Origin of the sequence: Paenibacillus sinopodophylli (assembly GCF_005930355.1) — a bacterium.
In the GTDB taxonomy this organism is placed as follows: domain Bacteria; phylum Bacillota; class Bacilli; order Paenibacillales; family Paenibacillaceae; genus Pristimantibacillus; species Pristimantibacillus sinopodophylli.
The window spans coordinates 1-18,475 of record NZ_VDBO01000025.1 but is presented as its reverse complement, the minus strand read 5'-3'; the positions used below and the strand labels follow the sequence as shown (position 1 = coordinate 18,475).

The 18,475-nt window shown below is 45.7% G+C and carries 15 protein-coding genes; 10 read left to right on the top strand and 5 right to left on the bottom strand.

Going from position 1 to position 18,475, the window contains the following annotated elements; genetic code table 11:
• Positions 1-573 precede the first annotated feature (573 nt).
• The 3 genes from FGT79_RS30030 to FGT79_RS30020 all read left to right on the top strand — a co-directional run bounded on the left by FGT79_RS30030 (position 574) and on the right by FGT79_RS30020 (position 5,142).
• Positions 574-2,073, top strand: a complete 1,500-nt coding sequence (locus FGT79_RS30030) for a DHA2 family efflux MFS transporter permease subunit (RefSeq protein WP_138756497.1) — start codon at positions 574-576, stop codon at positions 2,071-2,073.
• A gap of 224 nt (positions 2,074-2,297) precedes the next feature.
• Positions 2,298-4,067: a class I adenylate-forming enzyme family protein gene (locus FGT79_RS30025; protein ID WP_138756496.1), complete on the top strand. Its 1,770-nt coding sequence runs from the start codon at positions 2,298-2,300 to the stop codon at positions 4,065-4,067.
• Positions 4,060-5,142, top strand: coding sequence for an acyltransferase family protein (locus tag FGT79_RS30020; protein WP_138756495.1), 1,083 nt, complete (start codon positions 4,060-4,062; stop codon positions 5,140-5,142). Before FGT79_RS30025 ends, FGT79_RS30020 begins: the two co-directional genes overlap by 8 nt.
• Before the next feature lie 105 nt (positions 5,143-5,247).
• On the opposite strand, the gene FGT79_RS30015 is transcribed toward FGT79_RS30020, so the two are convergent.
• Together FGT79_RS30015 and FGT79_RS30010 are read right to left on the bottom strand one after the other, a co-directional pair.
• Positions 5,248-5,463: a hypothetical protein gene (locus FGT79_RS30015; RefSeq protein WP_138756494.1), complete on the bottom strand. Its 216-nt coding sequence runs from the start codon at positions 5,461-5,463 to the stop codon at positions 5,248-5,250.
• 78 nt (positions 5,464-5,541) lie between these two features.
• Positions 5,542-7,236 (bottom strand): methyl-accepting chemotaxis protein, encoded by a 1,695-nt coding sequence (locus FGT79_RS30010; protein ID WP_138756493.1) that lies wholly within the window; start codon positions 7,234-7,236, stop codon positions 5,542-5,544.
• A gap of 211 nt (positions 7,237-7,447) precedes the next feature.
• Between FGT79_RS30010 and FGT79_RS30005 the strand changes: the two genes are divergently transcribed.
• Positions 7,448-7,792 (top strand): DUF1806 family protein, encoded by a 345-nt coding sequence (locus FGT79_RS30005; protein ID WP_138756492.1) that lies wholly within the window; start codon positions 7,448-7,450, stop codon positions 7,790-7,792.
• 23 nt (positions 7,793-7,815) lie between these two features.
• Positions 7,816-8,481 carry a bacillithiol biosynthesis deacetylase BshB2 gene (bshB2, locus tag FGT79_RS30000; RefSeq protein WP_138756491.1) on the top strand — a complete coding sequence of 222 codons (666 nt, stop codon included), beginning with the start codon at positions 7,816-7,818 and terminating at the stop codon, positions 8,479-8,481.
• A 58-nt stretch (positions 8,482-8,539) separates the two neighbouring features.
• On the opposite strand, the gene katA is transcribed toward bshB2, so the two are convergent.
• From katA to FGT79_RS29985, 3 genes are all read right to left on the bottom strand, one after another.
• Positions 8,540-9,997 (bottom strand): catalase KatA, encoded by a 1,458-nt coding sequence (gene katA, locus FGT79_RS29995; protein ID WP_138756499.1) that lies wholly within the window; start codon positions 9,995-9,997, stop codon positions 8,540-8,542.
• A gap of 148 nt (positions 9,998-10,145) precedes the next feature.
• Positions 10,146-10,886, bottom strand: coding sequence for a WYL domain-containing protein (locus FGT79_RS29990; RefSeq protein ID WP_342778552.1), 741 nt, complete (start codon positions 10,884-10,886; stop codon positions 10,146-10,148).
• Between the two features lie 49 nt (positions 10,887-10,935).
• Positions 10,936-12,249, bottom strand: a complete 1,314-nt coding sequence (locus FGT79_RS29985; RefSeq protein ID WP_138756489.1) for a helix-turn-helix transcriptional regulator — start codon at positions 12,247-12,249, stop codon at positions 10,936-10,938.
• A 293-nt stretch (positions 12,250-12,542) separates the two neighbouring features.
• Here FGT79_RS29985 and FGT79_RS29980 point away from each other — a divergent pair, with 293 nt between their 5' ends.
• The 5 genes from FGT79_RS29980 to FGT79_RS29960 all read left to right on the top strand — a co-directional run bounded on the left by FGT79_RS29980 (position 12,543) and on the right by FGT79_RS29960 (position 18,323).
• Positions 12,543-13,955 carry an RtcB family protein gene (locus FGT79_RS29980; protein ID WP_425465056.1) on the top strand — a complete coding sequence of 471 codons (1,413 nt, stop codon included), beginning with the start codon at positions 12,543-12,545 and terminating at the stop codon, positions 13,953-13,955.
• 512 nt (positions 13,956-14,467) lie between these two features.
• A complete protein-coding gene (locus FGT79_RS29975) occupies positions 14,468-15,580 on the top strand; it encodes a slipin family protein (RefSeq protein ID WP_138756487.1) in 1,113 nt (370 codons plus the stop codon).
• A 257-nt stretch (positions 15,581-15,837) separates the two neighbouring features.
• Positions 15,838-16,989, top strand: a complete 1,152-nt coding sequence (locus FGT79_RS29970; protein ID WP_171056526.1) for a YecA family protein — start codon at positions 15,838-15,840, stop codon at positions 16,987-16,989.
• Between the two features lie 45 nt (positions 16,990-17,034).
• Complete coding sequence (locus tag FGT79_RS29965) at positions 17,035-17,805, top strand: AAA family ATPase (RefSeq protein ID WP_138756485.1); 771 nt, start codon at positions 17,035-17,037, stop codon at positions 17,803-17,805.
• Positions 17,806-17,819: 14 nt separating this feature from the next.
• Positions 17,820-18,323, top strand: coding sequence for a CYTH domain-containing protein (locus FGT79_RS29960; protein WP_138756498.1), 504 nt, complete (start codon positions 17,820-17,822; stop codon positions 18,321-18,323).
• Positions 18,324-18,475 lie beyond the last annotated feature (152 nt).

Genomic DNA, 18,475 nt, shown 5'->3' with positions numbered 1-18,475 from the left:
AGGATTAGCTCAGCTGGGAGAGCATCTGCCTTACAAGCAGAGGGTCGGCGGTTCGATCCCGTCATCCTCCACCATATGATTAACTAACATCATTGTTCATCGGAACAATGTTTTTTTTATTATTTAGGAAGCTATGCAAAGCTCAAAACGGTAGCTATAAGCATGTAGATGTTTTTAAAGCAGCAACGTAACTCTGAATGTATTGTAAGAACGCATGTGTTCTTATCGCGTAAAGAGCTGTCCTTCTATCCGATATTCGGTTAGAAGGGCAGCTCTTTGTATGACTATGACTTTGATTTTGCAAAGCTATATAAGATCAACTAAAGAAACGTTTAAGAAGAACCATTCCTACGGCGGACTTCAGCCGAAAAACATGAGTTGAGCTTATATAGTTCTCGATGTGTTTTATAAATCGGCTGATTCCAACTATTACTATAGTGCTAGTAGAGGTTGCTAAAATAGAAGCACCTGCATAAAGAAGTGAAAAAAGAATGAACTAGCCATTGAAATTAGTTTAGAACTAAAATATAATAGTTAAGCTGTAAAGTAATTTAAAAGGTGAGTGAGAGCAACATGGAACAAGCAGAAGTACAAAAGGTGCGTTTCTGGCCTATAATGATCGCTATTTTTATTGGATCTTTTTTATGTGTATTGGCGTCAGCTACGATTAACTTGGCGCTTGAGATTTTGACAGAGCATTTCGAGACGACCCTGAGCTCGGTACAGTGGACGCTGACAGGGTTTATGCTCGCAATGGGAACAACGGCACCAATTGCAGGCTATCTGGGCGAGAGGTTCAGCTACAGACGTCTATACTTATTTTCACTAGTTGGCTTTACGCTCGCTTCTATCTTGTGCGCTTCTGCTTGGAGCGAGGGCTCGCTGATTTTCTTCCGCGTCCTGCAAGGAGCATTTAGCGGATTGATTATTCCGGCAACGATGTCGATCATTTATCAGATTATTCCAAGAGAACGACAAGCGATGGCTGTTGCGTTCTGGGGATTGTCCGCGATGCTGGCGCCTGCTTTTGGACCAACGATCAGCGGCTGGGTGCTGGAGAACATGAACTGGCAGTGGCTGTTCTTGATGAACATTCCAATTGGTCTAATTGCTATTGGTTTTGTGTATGCGTACATTCCGTATTACCGATTGAACGTTCCTAAGAGTTTCGACGGATTAGGTTTCTTGACTGTTATTGTCAGCAGTTCATCCTTGCTGCTTGCGCTCGGCCAAGGTCACAATTGGGGCTGGGGATCATGGAAGATTATTGCCCTGTTTGCAGTTGGCGTGGTTGCACTGCTACTATTCATCTGGAGAGAGCTTACAGCCGAAACGCCTTTGCTTGATCTAAGAGTTTTCAAAAACAAACGGTTTACCTTGAATGCGATTATCTCGAATATTATTACGATCAGCTTGTATTCGGGTACGCTGCTGACGCCGATATTCCTGCAACGCATTCAACATGTATCGGCGATGGATACAGGTATGATTCTGCTTCCAGCTTCACTTGCGATGGCGCTGCTTATGCCAGTTGTCGGCAAGTTGTACGGCATCATCGGTCCGCGCTGGCTAATGTCTGGTGGTATTGCATTGCTCACGATCGGTACACTTGCGCTTAGCTGGTTAAGCGTTGATGTTTCTCATTCCTATATTATTTGGTGGATGATCGTTCGTAATATTGGAATCGCACTTGTCGTCATGCCTTCAAGCAATGCGGCAATGGAGCAAATTCCAGCTCAGCTCTCGGGGCATGCCTCGGCTATTACGAACTGGACGCGGAATGTATTCGGTTCGTTCGCCATTGCGATCTTTACGACGCTGCTTGCTTCCAGGTCCCTTACACATGCGACGGATCTCATGCAAGCAGGCGATACGAATGAGCTTCATATCGGAATGATGTCCTTTACGATGAGTGTTAACGATGTCTATGTCGTGGCTACATTGGTTGCCGTTGTTGCCTTGCCGCTTAGTCTGCTGATCGGAAAGATCAAACCAGCAGAGGGGAACAAGCAGCCAAGCGAGCAAAACAAAAAAACGATTAAGTCAGTAACAGCTACGGTATCGGGTAAATAAAGGGTATACGCCGCATCTGCTTTCATAGAGGATGCGGCTTTTTTTTGCATAATGTTCTTTATTAAGAACTTTAGTCATGCTATATTGAGTATATTGATTGGGAGTAAACGAACCAAACGCATATAAGCTTAGAAAACGTTCGATATAACGACTGTTCATGTATGGCATACAATGGTTCGTAAAGGAAGTACGATCTTAGTTTATAAAAGCGGGGGTTAAGGCTAATGAAGAAGAAAACAGATTGGGACAGTCATACGATTCCTTATATGCTGAACAAACGAGCAATGGAAAACGGACATGATACAGCCTACAGCTTCCCAGCTCTTAGCCAACATTATACCTGGAAAATGATATGGGAAGAGACGCGTATGCTGGCAAAAGGTTTCCTGAAGCTCGGTGTCCAGCGAGGAGATGCCATTGCGATTCTCATGCCTGGTAGGGCGGAAATGATTGCTGCTATGTTTGCAGCCGCCTGCGTAGGTGCTATTACCGTTCCGATTAATACGTACTCCAAGAAGCTTGAGCTGCAGCATTTCTTGAAGGATGCGAAGCCAGTAGTCTTGATTATGGGGATTGAAGCACAGCAGAATCATTATCCCTCCATGATGAAGGAAATCATGGAGGATGGCATGAGGGAAGAGTCGAATGAGGAATATCTTCCTAAGCATATTTTCGTACTGGATGAGGGAGTCGATGGAATAGGGCTATTCCAGCCTTACTTGGATTTGCGGGCACTAGGCAAAGCGGAAGACGAGATCGCATTCGAGAATACTTGCCGCGCCAATTCACCGCAAGATCCTCTTATTCTTCTTTATACCTCAGGTACGCTGGGGCTTCCCAAGGGAGTGCTGCGGTCTACGGCGTCGTTTCTTATAACAAACACAGCCGATTCAAACGTCACGCTGCGCCCCCAAAATACGCTGCTTATGTCTTTAAGTGACAAATTGACCCGCTATTTTTCAGTCATGAGCCTGCTTCCACTTTACCATCTCGGGGGATTTGCTACTTTGTTTACGAGCTTGAAAGCTTGTAATATACGAATCGTGATGCTCAGCCATTTCAATCCGTTGAGTGCTTTAGCAGCTGTGGAGAAGGAAAAATGCAAGGTGTTGATCGGGACCCCATACATGGTTCAACAAATGATGCTGTCTCCTCGAAGAAAGGATTACAACCTAAACACGTTATTAGGTGTAGCTTTTACTTCCGCAGCGGTCAACAATACGATTTTGAAAAAAATTATGAAAAGTTTAAACCTCTATTTCTTTATGGTTAGCTACGGTTCATCGGAAGCAGGAGCCGTAGCAAATGGCACTTGTTTCATTAATCGAAGAAATAATGTGATGGTGCTGCTATTGTACAAGCTCCTTAGCCGTATGAATCTGCTGAGCGGTTTGATTGCGTACAAGGAGTTTGAGAGAGATGCGTACAGTATTGGAGGGAAAGTGGACAAGGCTGTAGAGGTGAGAATTCTCAATCTCGAAACTGGAGAAGCACTGCCTCCACATGAGCATGGAGAAATTGCGATTCGGAGCCACCGGGTTATGCGATACACGAATGAAGCTTATGACCGTGCGAGTATGACGGAGGATGGCTGGTATAAATCAGGGGATTTAGGTTTTCTGGATAATCAGAGGCAGCTCACCATTACGGGACGTCTGCATCTCATAATCAGTCGTGGCGGAGAGAAGATTTCACCTCTTGAAATCGAAAATGTACTGCTGCGGCATCAAGATATTGATGAAGCGCTAGTAATTGGCGTTCCGGATGAGCTTTATGGCGAGCAAGTATGCGCTTGTGTAGTAACAAGGCAAGGAGCAAGCCTGACATCAGATAAACTGAGAATCGACATAGCACCGCATTTGTCTGCGTTTAAGCTGCCGCGCTACATCGTATTTCTGCCAGTGTTTCCGCTTTCCCCGACTGGTAAAATATCTGTCGCCGAGATTAAAGCGATGGTTCTGAACGGAAAGGGGGAACTCAGGAAGCATGCGTAAATTTTATCCAGGCATTACGCTATTCAAGCTGGCGGGCTCATTGCTCGTTCTTACGGCGCATGTCATGCTATTTCGGTACGTGGCGCTAATGCCTGGGCAGGCCGTTATTCAATTCACTTCGCTTGCAACTAGAGTCGTTGTGCCTTGTTTTTATGTCGTTGCTGGCTTTCTTGCCTACAAAAGCTGGTGCCATGCCGAAAATCCGCATGCCTATATGCTTCAGTACTTAAAGCGGATCGGGATGATTTACAGCTTGTTCTGCTGTATCTTTATCGCAACATTTATTATTCCTAAGCTCGTCAGCGATGGGTTTACTGCCGCCAATCTTTTCATTCAGGCGAAGGTGCTGGTAATCGCTTTTTTCTTGAATGGTCCCTTTATTCAATTCTGGTTTATTCCGCCGCTTGTTTTCGGCTTGCTTGCGGCTTATTGGCTAATTCGCAAGCAGTACATCAGGCTCGCAGTGAGTTTGGCTTTGGCAGGCTTTGTAATTATGCAATTTGTATCAGGCAGCCTAAAGACAGTGCTGGGCATCTCCGCTGAGAGCTTCTCCTCAATTGATTCTGCGTACATCGAGTATTTGTATTTATTTGCAACGAGGTATATTGGCTTTGGTCTAACTTTCGTAATTGCGGGGGTTCTGATTGCCAAATATGAAGAATGGTTTTTGCAGCTACAGATTAAACGATTATTGTTATTTGCATTCATTCTAACTACTATGGAAACGCTGCTGCTGCTTCAGCTAAGTGAGTGGACAACAGATTATAAGCTTGCCTTCAGCATGTTGCCGAATACGCTTATTATCTTTTATGGCATCCTACATATTCAGAGCCAAACCGTTCACAAATTCAATAAGGCTATCGGCTTGTTCAGCGTAGTCATGTTTTTCGGGCATATCTTATTTATGCAAGCCAACATGAGGTTGTTCGGTTGGAGTGCCATGAGTATGAGCGTTCTTGCGGACTTTCTGCTGCTGTTGCTGACTATTGCAGAATGTGTGGCGGTTACGATTTTCATTCGTATAGGAGCTAGGCTAAGGGATGCAAGACACACCAGGCAGGCATCGGCATTATAGGTTGTCCATGTTAAAAACCCTGACCGATTATGGTCAGGGTCTCTTGTCGATTCATTTATACGAAAGAAGCGTCTGTTCGAACGAGGGTTTTACATGATGCGATGCTTATGCTTCTTGTTCGAGCTCATCCTCGTCGTCTTCAGAGGTTTCCAACAATCGGAAGTCGTCAGTTTTCTCGCCGTCCTCCCAAATTTCAACGAACAGAGCATCGCAATGGTCGAAGTCAGCTGCTTTCAATGACAATGCCTTTTTACTATCATCTCCGACGTAGACGTTTTCCAAGCCGTCTTCATTAAATGATTGTACAACATAAATTTTCATCAGACTTAGCCTCCTGCATATTAATATTGTAGCAGTATACCATATTATGCGTAGTAAACGGCAATAGCGCGGCGTTTATTAAACTTTGAAATGACTTATGGTTTGCTGAAGCTCTTCGGCCATTTTGGCAAGCGCGCTTGATGATGAACTAATCTCCTCCATAGAGGATAGCTGCTCTTGCGTGGAAGCCGTTACTTGCTCGGTACCTGCTGCGGAGTTCTCGGTGACCTCAGCGATCATTCTCATGGAGCCTGTCATTTCATCAACCCCTGCAGTCATCTGTTGAACGGAAGCGGAAACCTCCTCAGATTCTGTAGCAACCGCCTCAGCAGCCTCACGAATATATTCGAAAGACTGCCCAGCCGTATGCACAATGGAAATGCCGGTATGTACTTCTGTCGTAACCTTCTCCATAGATTGAGCAGCATGTGACATTTCTTTCTGAATGGAAGTGATAAGCGTATTAATCTGTTGAGCCGATTCGGCGGATTGCTGGGACAGCTTACGCACTTCGGCAGCGACAACCTCGAACCCTCTGCCATGCTCGCCTGCTCTTGCGGCTTCAATTGCGGCATTGAGTGAAAGGAGATTTGTTTGTGCAGAAAGCTCGGTAATCACACCGACAATCTGATTAATTTGTTTGGATTTACCGCCTAGTTCGCCGATAACCTCTGAAAGCCCAACAACGGTGTCATTAATGGTATTCATTTGGACGACCGCTGTTTGTATGGATGCATTACCTGATATGGCTTTCTCCGAAGCTTCAGCAGCTTTAGCAGATACGTTTTGTGTACTAGCTGCAATCTGTTGGAACCCGATCGACATTTCATTAATGGTCTGAAAGCCCTCTTGCGTGAGCGTCACCTGACGGTCCACTCCAGCAGCAACATCTTGAATGGTTGTCGCAATTTGCTCCGTGGACAGGGAGGTTTGCTCTGCGCTTGCGCTGAGCTCTTCTGAGGAAGCGGCCACTTGCTCTGCATTGCTGCCTACACGCATAATAAGCGATCGAAGGCTATTCGACATCATATTAAACGAGCTGGATAATTTGCCGATTTCATCGTCGCTTCTCATTATGATTGGCTTGCCAGTAAGATCGCCAGAGGCGATTTTCTCAGCTGCTTGTGCTAATTCGACAATTGGTTTGGAAATAAGTCTACCCATAAAGAGCGCAATCCCGATACCAAGTACCAGAGCAGCGATTCCTAATAGGATGACGAGAGAAATAACGCCATCTACTTGTTTGGTCGCTTTTACTGTGCTTTCATCTAACAAGTTTTTTTGATGAGCTTCCATTTCTGCTAGTATCCCCTCGAACTGGGCAATGATCGTGCGGCCCTGATTCGATAGGAGAGTCGTAAATTCTTTTTCTTTGTTCTGCTTCTTGAGTTCACTTACTTCCTTGGCAAGCTCGAAATACTCATTCTCAATGAGATCCGATTGATTAATCAAATCAATCATTTCTTTCGTCTTTACAGATGCGAGCAGTTCTTTGCTAATGGTCTTATATGTATCATGTGAAGATGTAATTGCTTGGAGAGAGGTCTCATCACCGAGCATTGCGTACAGACGAACGGCGATTTGCTCAGCTTTGACAGCAATGACCATATCTTTCACTTGCAGCATCTTCTTGGTTCTGTCCTCAATCAATTCTTTATATGTATCGTTTAGCGAGATGAGTTGAATCAAGTTAATGCTCATAATGACAATTAATAAAAAAAGGACCGATATAAACCCTCCAAGCAATTTTTTCCCGATCGATAAATTTCTCATGTCTGGCCTCCTGTGTGTAAGCATTATGTAATAGAAAAATGCTTATTTCTAAGACTTAAGCTCTATAAATTTGAAAGTTAGTATATCATATATACTAGAGGCAATGCTAGTTCGATAGAACTGTGTTATTTGTTTCTATTTATGTGTGTTAGAATAGTTTTAATAGAAGTTATAAGCTTGTAGAATGATCAACGATCAAGGAGGAGTACGATTGCAGCTCATTAACCTGGAAAAGGTACAACATAGAATTGAAAGTCTTAAGGGTGAGGAACTTTACCTCCACCTGGAAATGACAACAGGAGCTTATGCGTCTCATCTCGACAGCACTAAGCATCCGGCAGCTAATTTCATCACAAATACGAAAATTAAGTATGATCACGGCTCAATAGCGGGCATTGGACCGTACCGAGTTGGGCTGAAGATGGCAGAGGGCTGGATCTATACGGAAGGCTTGACGCACTGGGAAGAGGAAGAGTCTGAGAGGTTGCTGCTCGCAGGCCATGACGGCCAAGGTAAATTGGTTGTGGCGCTCCAGTTAAGCAGGGAGCCCTTCTGATGAGAGAGGAGAATAGAGACGTTATGAGTGAAAATATATTAGTCGTATTTCCGCATCCTGATGATGAAGCATTCACCGTATCAGGCACACTTGCGAAACATATTGAAGCCGGTGCCCACATTACTTATGCCTGCTTAACACTGGGCGAGATGGGGCGGAATATGGGAATTCCACCGTTTGCTAATCGTGTGACACTTCCGCATATTCGTAAAATCGAGCTAGAGAGGTCCTGCGAGGCGATTGGTATACAGGATCTGCGGATGCTGGGCTTTCATGACAAGATGATCGAATTTGAAGACCAAGTGCTATTGGACAGTCAATTGGATGCGTTGCTCAAAGAGCTTCGCCCTACAATTGTCTATACGTTTTATCCAGGCTTTAGCGTTCATCCCGATCATGATGCGTGTGGGGAATCCGTCATTCGAACGATTGGAAGACTGCCTCAAGAGGAGCAGCCGATTGTTTATTGCGTCGCTTTCTCCAAAAACCATCAGGAAGTGTTAGGAAAGCCGCATGTCGTGAATGATGTGAAAGAATATTTGAAGCCTAAAATGACTTCTATTGAAGCTCATCGCTCGCAATTCCAAGCGGCAGAGCTGCTTGGCAGCAAAAAGCTGGAGGATGAGGAAATTAGGGAGCGTTACGGCTGGGAACGATTCTGGATTTATCCGTTTCATGTAAGTGAATAGGAAGCAAAGGGGATGGCTCATCGAGCCATCCCCTTTGCTTTCTTGCTGTATATGAAGTTTATAATGACTGCGTAATAGATAAACCAAGTCCTTCAGCGATTCGTTGTCCATACTCAGGATCAGCTTTGTAGAAATGCCCAATTTGACGGAGCTTGATTTCATCCTTCTCCACGGGTTTCATTGCGCCGACGATGGTATCAACTAACCGACTGCGTTCTTCCGGGCTGAGCAAACGATAAAGGTCGCCAGCTTGTGTATAGTGATCGTTGTGGTCAAAGCTCACGCTGTCTGCCTGTCCGGATACTTGGAAGGGAGCAGGCTTGTTAGCGGCGGATTCGGTTGGTCCACCATAGCTGTTCGGTTCATAATAAATCGAAGCGCCGCCATTGCCGTCAGCTCTCATCTGACCATCGCGCTGGTGGGTATTAACCTCAGCGACAGGACGGTTGATTGGCAGCTGGTTATGATTTGCGCCAACTCGATAGCGGTGAGCATCGGAATACGCGAATAGACGGCCTTGCAGCATTTTGTCAGGAGAAGCTTCAATGCCAGGAACAAATGATCCAGGGGAGAAGGTAGCCTGCTCCACCTCGGCGAAATAGTTGTCCGGATTGCGGTCAAGCACCATGCGGCCGACTTCGATTAATGGATAATCCTTCTGGGACCATACCTTCGTAACATCGAACGGATCGAATCGATAGGTATCCGCGTCCTCTATAGGCATGATTTGCACGTAAAGCTTCCATGCTGGGAAATCTCCCTTTTCAATCGCTTGGAATAGATCCTCGGTATGGTAATCGGGGTTATCGCCAGCGAGCTGCGCAGCAACCTCTGGGGCTAGATTTTGAACACCTTGTTCTGTTTTGAAATGGTACTTGACCCAGACAGCTTGGCCTTCGTCATTGACCCATTTGAACGTATGGCTTCCGAATCCATGCATATGTCTAAGCGTAGCTGGAATGCCGCGATCAGACATTAGAATGGTTACCTGATGCAATGACTCAGGGGATAGGGACCAGAAATCCCAAACCGCGTTCGGGTTTTTGAGATGGGTTTGGGGATGACGCTTCTGTGTATGAATGAAATCAGGAAATTTGATTGCGTCGCGAATGAAGAAGACAGGCGTGTTGTTGCCGACCAAATCATAATTTCCTTCCTCGGTGTAGAACTTAACGGCGAAGCCGCGCGGGTCACGTACGGTATCGGCAGAGCCGAGCTCGCCTGCAACGGTTGAGAAACGGATGAACATCGGCGTGCGCTTGCCCACCTCGGACAAAAAGCTCGCTTTGGTGTAAGGCGTCACATCATGCGTGACCTGGAAGTATCCGTGTGCACCTGCTCCTTTGGCATGAACGACACGTTCGGGAACACGTTCCCTATTGAAATGTGCGAGTTTTTCCAGCAAGTGAACATCTTGGATTAAAGTGGGGCCGCGTGATCCGGCTGTCATTGAATTCTGGTTGTCTCCGACAGGAGCCCCCCAACTGGTTGTTAGCTTGTTCTTCTCTGAACTCATCATCATTCACCTCATTGATTTTTTAGGAATACGCCTCATCTTATATGTTATCGTTTTCTATAGAAAAATCAATATTATTTTAGAATGATTATAATTAAAATTTTTCGTCAAAATAAGATAAAACCCGCCATTCTGGAGGAAGAATTGATTAATCTATTGGCTCTGCATAACGTGCAAGCGCGTTAGTCGCGGATTCCAGCATACGCCTTCTAAGCTGCTCTCCCTCAATAATATGAACGCGTTTCCCAAGAAAACGGGTTTTGGATAGTACGAACTCACTATCGCTGCTATCGAAGAACAGGCGCAAGGTGTAGGTATCCGCTTCAGCATCATAACTTACCTCTTTCTCGAAACAGGAGAAAGCGTATAGGATCCTTGAGAGCTCGCCGTTATACTCTGGCACGATAACAATATCCGCGCTGACGCTTCGTTTGCTGAGCAGCTTTTGGACAATGGCTGTATACCTCTCGCTGTCCGTTTCTGGGCAAGCCTGCAGAACAAGCTCCAGCGTTTTTTCTAGTCTTGTACGCATCAGTCTACGGTTATGTATATGGTACCAGAGCAAATACCATTCGCGTTTCACCATTGAATATTCAAGCTTATAGGGAAAGGCTGCCTGCTGATTGGATGGCTGTCCGTTTTTCTTAAGATAGCTGATATGCAGTAATGACTTGCTCGTAATCGCTTGCCGGATGATTCGGACTCCCGGGTGATAGACATGACGTTCCTTACTGGCTGCTTTGTGCAGCAAACCGCTTGTATCCAGACTAAGCTCCAGTTCCAAAACGGTGTGCAGCTTATTCAAGGTTGTTGAATCGAACGCAACGGCAGCGGTTGGATGCTCCAGCATCAGCTTCAGCCATCCCCGTTCATGCTTCGATATAATCATCGTGCCGGAGTCCTCCAGCCGACTTAAGATTTGATAGTTAAATATTTTTTCAAAGGGATTCATAGTAGCCTCTAATCTCCTTCCATTCGGCAATCATTTCCTCTCTTAGTTTCAAGGGAGTGAGCACCTCGCAACTGGAGCCGAAACTACGGATCCAAGGCTTGATTTCTATCGTTCCGTTTACTTCGATCTCATAAATAAAGGTTTCATCTGACTCATCTGTAACCGTCCCCCACTGTCCCTGCAGCAGCACACGTTCTTTGACGAAGTTGGGTATGCCAGGTCCAGGATGGAAGAAGCGCACCTGCACCGTAACCTTCCTGCCGGTATCGATCAGCCAGCTGTGCTGGATGCGCTGCTCAAGCTCAGTGCTTTTGGCTGCGAACAGCTCCTCGTCAGCCGTTTCTCCGGTAGAAATTTGGGTCAAACCCTCTAAGCGATATTTTTTGATTCCGCTGCGCAAGTGATGGCCGAGCAGGTACCACCGCCCATATTGATGGTCGTAGATGACCTTTATCGGCAGCAGCGTATCTTGTTGCCCTTCGGTTTCTTTCTCGAATAGCGGATTCGTATTTTTGGAGGCGTAGCTCGTTTCTTTTTTGGGAGAGAAATAAATAAAGCTGACCCATCGCCTACTAAGAATGGCATGGAGTAGTACAAAGAGATGACCTTCATCCAATATGCGTGAGTAATAGTGATATTTATATAAGAAGGAACTCGTAGAGTCTACGTCGCTCTGTTCACGTACAATATGCTTTTTGAGCCCATCGCGCAGCAAATATCCTTGTACGGATGGAAGCTGCGTATTCGCCATGATATCTACGAAATCGTATAAATCCTGAAGCTCGTCGTTTGATAGATTTTGAATCAAATCATGGTTAGTCGTATAGCGATAAGGCCGCGCTCGATCTGCTCGCTTGATAACTCCGACTTGTTCTAAATATTTGAGATCGCCGCGAATGGTTTTCTCGTCAGGCAATGAGAGCTCAGAAGGCATGCTGACAGAGCATAGCTCAAGAAGCTCCTTAGCAGTCAGAGCTTCCCCATGCAGCGCAGCCAGTAGAAGCGAGAGACGCTGGCTTTCTGTTTCTTTCAGTGATTTGGCGCGGAATAGAAATAAAAGCATCGGATCGGAAGAGTCGAGATAGCTGTACCTCATCGTCTCAGCGAATTCCTTGCCGCTCTCAGCGGGGAGCTTCTGATGAACACTGCTTGCGATTTCTTTGAGGCGCTTAATGGTTTTATCAAAGGTATGTACGGATATGCCAAGCTTGTCGGCGTATTGCTGGCGATTATACGCTCCGCTGGTAAGTGCGAGCATGCGCAAAAACTGGATTTCCTTATCGAAGCTTTCTCTTGCCATATCTGTACCTCCAGTCGTTGACGATAGTGTCTATCTATCATAACAGGTAGCTCGCAGATTTGAACGAAAAGGAAAATTTTCCTTGAAATATAGAGAAGTATATTATTTCGCTATACTTTCTCTATATTTCTCGGGATGAAACGCGCGGTGCCGCCAAAGGAAGGCGACAGCCGTTTCACCTTAGTCGTCATACTTACGCCATGTTCACGGACGCTGTATTCAGGCAAAATAAAGTTCATAAGAAGGCAATGCACCAGAATGAATGAAGGCATGTAGGAGGGACGACAATGCTGATGAAGCATAAACAGCATGGTGGCAATCATCATGAAATGGAGCTCGCTCACGGACGGCTCCACGTATTTGCAAACGATGAGATTCTCCAAACATTCGGAGACAAGATATATGAAATGGCTGACAATAACCTGCAAATTCCTAGAAATCAATATATGAGCTATACGCCTGATGCACATGTCGGCATCGGCACATGTATTGGAACAACGGCAGTATGGAGCATGAAGGACGGCTGTGTATCTCCCTCAATCGTGGGCTCTGACATCGGTTGTGGCATGAGAGTTCATACGACCTCGCTGCATAAGCGTGATTTGATGGAAAAGCATGTACGTAGAAAGCTGATAGCGGCCATTGAGAAATACGTTCCGACGAATGAACGGACTAATTCGAACTACGAAGATATCGATGTGATGAACGTGGTGGAGCATGGCTTGCATGGACTACCGAAGAAGTATATTCCGGATAACCAGTGGCTAACGCATGTGGAGCAATCACGATTTGCTTTCGATACCAGCTACCTCAAACAGCTGCCTCCGAAGATTATGAAATATGCGCGAGGACAGCTGGGCTCGCTTGGAAGCGGCAACCATTTTATCGAAATTCAATATTTGGAAATCAATGAGGCATACAAAGACGTTGCGGAGAAATGGGGCTTGTTCGACGGTCAGGTCGTCGTTATGATCCATTCCGGCTCACGCTCTTGGGGCGGCATGGTCGGAAGGGAGCATAACAAGTCGATTAAGGAAGCGATGAACCAGTGGGGAGTTAGCAATCCGGATCCGAACTTGATTTATGCACCGATTAACAGCCAAGAAGGTCAGACTTATTTGAATCTCATGTATTCTGCGCTTAATTTCGCAGTTAGCAATCGCCATATGATCGCATTCGGCGTTCGTCAGGCATTCCGAGAGGTATTGGGATCTGGGCTCGAAATGCCAGTCCTTTATGATCTAATGCACAATTATGCGCTAAAAGAGTTTCATCGCAACCAGCCGATGCTCGTACACCGCAAAGGCGCGACACGCGCGCTTCCACCAGGGCATTTCCTAAATACGCCTGTCTATAAGGCTACAGGGCACCCGGCCCTCATTCCTGGCTCGATGGGAACGTCTTCTTACATTATGGTAGGCAAGGAAGAGGGACTGAAAAACTTCTACTCCATCTGCCATGGTGCTGGACGCGCCAGATCCCGAAAGGCTACGAAGCAACTGGTGACCGTTGATGAGTTCGAGCAGTCACTTAAAGTAGGCACAGAGGATGAAATTCTCGTCAACCATGCATCCTTGCAGACGATTCTCGATGAATGCCCGCAGGCCTACAAAGACGTGGATCAAATTATTAATAGCGTCGTAGGAGCCTCTTTAGCCGATGTAGTAGCTAGATGCAAGCCGATGGCTGCGATTAAGGGTATTTAATCTTTATTCTATTGCTATTAAAGATAATTTCAATAATAGATGAGGTTCTTGTACGAATGGCGTACCTTGGCAGGGATTTATAATTGTCCCGCAGTGCTCACGTATCCTATGCGTTTGTATGCTGTACGACCAGCTCTGCGGAATCTCCCATATGTAAGGGTTCGAATCCCTTGGCTATCGCCTTACCCGCGATAACTCTCTGGTAGAGATTATTCACTCCCCTCCAAAGGAGAAAACGAGCAACGTATGAACGAACCTTCCGCAGAAGCACTCAGTGCTGACTTTTTGCACGTGATGCGGCAAAGCCTATGTAATCAGTGGATACCGACTGGAGCGGGCAGCCTCTTATGCCAAAGCCAGACCCAGCAAGCATCAGATGGATCTTGCATCTGATGCGGCAGGCAATAGCGATGTCATGATGCTGTAAAGCTTCTTTCTCAAGCTTGATTCCGGCCTAGTTGTAGGAGAGCTTCTGCGAAGAAGGTTACCCCAAATGTAAAGAGGTGTTATTTATGTTCAAAAAAATAACGATTAAAGATGATGAGCGTGGTCTGCTTTTCAAAAATGGCAGTTATGCCAAATTGCTGAAGCCTGGTATATATCGTCATTTGAGTTTTTCGGACGATACGGTTGTTGTGCAGCATGTAGCTAAGCGGTTTTCCGTTCCAAATAAGGAGCTTAATCTGTTCTTGCATGATGAGCAGCTGTGTTCAGAGCTCACGATCGCAGATGTTCAGGATTACGAGTATGTATTGCATTTCGAAGATGGCAAATTCAATGGTCTGTTGACGGCTGGATTATACGCTTTCTGGAATGCTATGAAGAAGCAAACCTTTATTCGCATTGATATTCGTAATCCGGAGATAGCGGAGGAAGTCGATCGCTCCTTACTCGGCAAGCTGCAGGGCTATACGCAAACCATCGAGGTTGCCAGCTACGAGACCGGCCTTCTCTTCTATAATAATGTGCTGCAGCATGAGCTTCGTCCGGGAAAATACTTTTTCTGGAAGGGTCCGACAAGCGTCCAGGTGAAAACATTGGATTTGCGTCAGCTTCAACTGGACATGACCGGCCAAGAAATGATGACGGAGGATAAAGTGACGCTGCGCCTTAATTTCGTGTGTCAGTATAAGGTTGTTGATCCCCTCAAAGCGATCCAGATCAAAGGCTTCGAGGATCAGGTGTACATTCTGCTGCAGCTTATATTGCGTGAGTACGTGGGTACTTTGAAGCTCGATGATCTGCTGCGTATGAAGCAGGAAATTGCGACATTTGTTCTCGCGCGTCTGAATGAGCAGCAGGAACATTACGGCGTGCAATTTATATCGGCAGGCTTGAAAGATATCATTCTTCCCGGTGACGTCAAGGACATTTTGAATACCGTTCTTTTAGCGGAGAAAAAAGCACAGGCCAACCTGATCACTCGCCGTGAGGAAACCGCCTCAACGCGAAGTCTGCTTAACACAGCTAAGCTGATGGATGAGAATGGCACGCTGTTTCGGTTGAAAGAGCTAGAGTTTCTAGAAAAAATTTGCGAGAAAATCGGTACGATTTCATTGACTGGCGGCGGTAATTTACTTGAGCACCTGAATTCACTGCTTAGCGTAAGGAACGTGGAGAAATGATGTGGAATTCAGCACAATAGGCTGTCTTCATTTGGCAATATGCCAGCGAAGACAGCCTATTTGTTAGAGGGAGAAGCGTGGTGTGAAATCTATGATGCTTGGGTTTAATGGACAAGATATGCGTCTTGAAAATATAGCTTTTCATTGATTCCAACTGTGATTTTTGTTATCTTTGAACCTGCATGTCTTTTGGGGCTGCCTTTATTATTGCCGGAAGAGCATGAAATACGTCTATGATTTAGGAGATTACCATGACAATGAAACTTAATAAAGCAATGGAAAGACTATGGCCTCAGACCACTTATCCGCTATCCTTTGCGGATGCGCTGGGTACCTTGTCGAAACAGCAATTGACGAGTATTCGTACAAATTTGAGAATAAGTAATCTGAGCTCGCTTAACAAGCAAGGTCTTGTGGAGAAGCTGTCGGAGAAAATTCCAGAGCACTTATCAGAAGTGATAAACTGCTTTGACAATAGCAGATATAAGCTTCTTCTGAAAATAGTGAAGAACGATGGCATGTGGGATAAACCGTTGCTGGAGTTTCAGCAATATGAGTACTTCCTTGAGAGGGGGATTCTATTCCGAGGAACGTTGGAGGGCAAGCATGTTGTGTGCATGCCTGCTGAGCTCGTTGCTTATTTTAAAGAAACAGCGTTACTGCAGGAGCATTCGAATGTGAGCCGCAATACCGAGTGGATTAGACTTACTCAGGGCTTAATGTTGTATTATGGCGTTCTAACCATGGACGAGCTGCAAGCGTTCATTATTACAGAAACTGATGATGAATTCGTTGGCCGTGCGTTCATAGACATACTGTTTGATGCTCAAAATTATTATGACACGTTTACAATTGGTGAAGAGCAGCTTGTATCTAGTGTGATATGCGAGGATCCCGATGGTATTATGAAGGAACGGTCGCTTAGGAATGATTTGGATTTCTGTCCGTTCACCAAGCAGCAGCTGTTGAAAGCTGGCGAACCAGAATATGTTGAACGCACTACCCCGTATATGAATCTTGTTCGTTTTGTGCTGCACCGTTATGAGATCGATCGCGAAGATGCAGATTTGCTTGCCCAATCCTGCGTTGATGCGGCCAAAAACGGAAGCTCCCTGGCGGAGGTAATTGGCGTTGCGAAGGATTTCATTGAAATTCCTAACTTGGAAACGGCGAACGCGATTACCAATCTAATGGTTGCTTTAATGAATAGTACAAAGCAATGGGCGATCAAAGGCTATTCGCCGGAAGAGCTGTCCGCTAAGCGGACAAGTGCAAGCCTGCTTCTTAATCAAGTGCCAAGCCAAACGGCGAAAGCGGACGTTATCGATCTTCAGACTAGGAAGAAAATCGGCAGAAACGATCCTTGCTCTTGTGGGAGCGGGAAAAAGTTTAAAAAATGCTGCGGCTAGTATAATACTTGCTTAAAAGACTTGATTGAGCGGGGGACGCACGCCTTGAGACAAAGCCAGCAAGGTCTGTATTTAAGAAGCATTAAGCTCCTAAGGGAATCGGTACCTAGCTTTGACAAATACCCGTTTCAACTCAGTGCCATACGCAATTTGGATGAGCTGGAATTCCATCCTAAGGTAACGTATCTCGTTGGGGAGAATGGCATGGGCAAATCTACGCTTCTGGAAGCGATGGCCATTGGACTTGGCTTCAATCCGGAAGGCGGAACGATTAATTTTAATTTCTCGACGGAAGCGACACATTCCGAGCTGCACGCGTATTTGAGGCTAGTGCGGAGCGTGAACAAACCGAGGGACGGTTTCTTCTTCCGTGCGGAGAGCTATTACAATGTGGCGACTAATATTGATCAAATGGATCGTGAAGGCGGTCGAGGCGCGCGCATTATTGATTCTTACGGCGGGAAGTCGCTGCATCAGCAATCGCATGGCGAATCATTTTTTGCGACGTTTCTTAACCGCTTTAGCGGGAATGGTATCTATATGATGGATGAGCCGGAGGCGGCTCTTTCTCCTTTCCGCCAGATGGCCATGCTCTCACGCATTCATGAGCTGGTACAGAGACGATCTCAATTTATAATTGCGACACACTCGCCGATTCTTATGGCTTATCCCGACTCGGTGATTTATAATTTATCTGCTGAGGGTATTGAGCGGATGGCTTTGGAGGAAACCGATCATTTTATCCTCATGAAGCAATTTATTAATAATAGAGAGAAAATGCTCCATGAGCTTTTTCTAGAAGATAATGAAGAGTAAAGGGGTCGTTCATGATGTCATTAGAAATTGAACGCAAGTTTCTTCTTCCTGCATTTCCAAGTGCATTAGTAGAACAAGCGAAGCTTCATATTGTTTCGGAGCATAGAATTGAGCAAACCTATCTGGCTATAGATGAGAATCAAGAGTTGAGGGTGCGCCGCATTGTAGACTTAGGGAGCGGTGAAGTTGCGTATACGCATACCTTTAAGCTTGGTAATGGGTTGTCGCGCGAGGAAATTGAATATGAGATATCGGAGTCGATCTACCAGCAGATCGTTAATGCCTTTGGATTCGTACCGCTGACGAAGAACCGGATTACGGCGGAATGGGCCGACAGATTGATTGAAATAGACACCTATGATCAGATCGAGCTGTCTGTACTTGAGGTAGAGTTTGATTCCGAGGAAGCGGCGAATACGTTCCAAGCACCGGAATGGTTTGGCGAAGATATTAGCTCTGAACGGAAGTACAGCAATAAGAAAGTCTGGCGTGAACTGCAGGCGAGCACGACAAAATAAGCAGGAAACGACAGCATAAAACAATTAATTTTAAAAAAGTGTAAAAAACGCTTGACCTCTTGGGCGCATACATGGTATATTCTAATTCCGGCCGAGAGAAACACGCGGACGACAAGCAAAACAAGCATTACAAACGAAATAGAAGCTTGCTC

Excerpts from the sequence above, each read along its gene's own strand:
- FGT79_RS30030 (WP_138756497.1), top strand. The coding sequence starts at position 574 with ATGGAACAAGCAGAAGTACAAAAGGTGCGTTTCTGGCCTATAATGATC.
- FGT79_RS30025 (WP_138756496.1), top strand. The coding sequence starts at position 2,298 with ATGAAGAAGAAAACAGATTGGGACAGTCATACGATTCCTTATATGCTG.
- FGT79_RS30020 (WP_138756495.1), top strand. The coding sequence starts at position 4,060 with ATGCGTAAATTTTATCCAGGCATTACGCTATTCAAGCTGGCGGGCTCA.
- FGT79_RS30015 (WP_138756494.1), bottom strand. The coding sequence starts at position 5,463 with ATGAAAATTTATGTTGTACAATCATTTAATGAAGACGGCTTGGAAAAC.
- FGT79_RS30010 (WP_138756493.1), bottom strand. The coding sequence starts at position 7,236 with ATGAGAAATTTATCGATCGGGAAAAAATTGCTTGGAGGGTTTATATCG.
- bshB2 (WP_138756491.1), top strand. The coding sequence starts at position 7,816 with ATGAGTGAAAATATATTAGTCGTATTTCCGCATCCTGATGATGAAGCA.
- katA (WP_138756499.1), bottom strand. The coding sequence starts at position 9,997 with ATGAGTTCAGAGAAGAACAAGCTAACAACCAGTTGGGGGGCTCCTGTC.
- FGT79_RS29990 (WP_342778552.1), bottom strand. The coding sequence starts at position 10,886 with ATGATTATATCGAAGCATGAACGGGGATGGCTGAAGCTGATGCTGGAG.
- FGT79_RS29985 (WP_138756489.1), bottom strand. The coding sequence starts at position 12,249 with ATGGCAAGAGAAAGCTTCGATAAGGAAATCCAGTTTTTGCGCATGCTC.
- FGT79_RS29980 (WP_425465056.1), top strand. The coding sequence starts at position 12,543 with ATGAAGCATAAACAGCATGGTGGCAATCATCATGAAATGGAGCTCGCT.
- FGT79_RS29975 (WP_138756487.1), top strand. The coding sequence starts at position 14,468 with ATGTTCAAAAAAATAACGATTAAAGATGATGAGCGTGGTCTGCTTTTC.
- FGT79_RS29970 (WP_171056526.1), top strand. The coding sequence starts at position 15,838 with ATGAAACTTAATAAAGCAATGGAAAGACTATGGCCTCAGACCACTTAT.
- FGT79_RS29960 (WP_138756498.1), top strand. The coding sequence starts at position 17,820 with ATGTCATTAGAAATTGAACGCAAGTTTCTTCTTCCTGCATTTCCAAGT.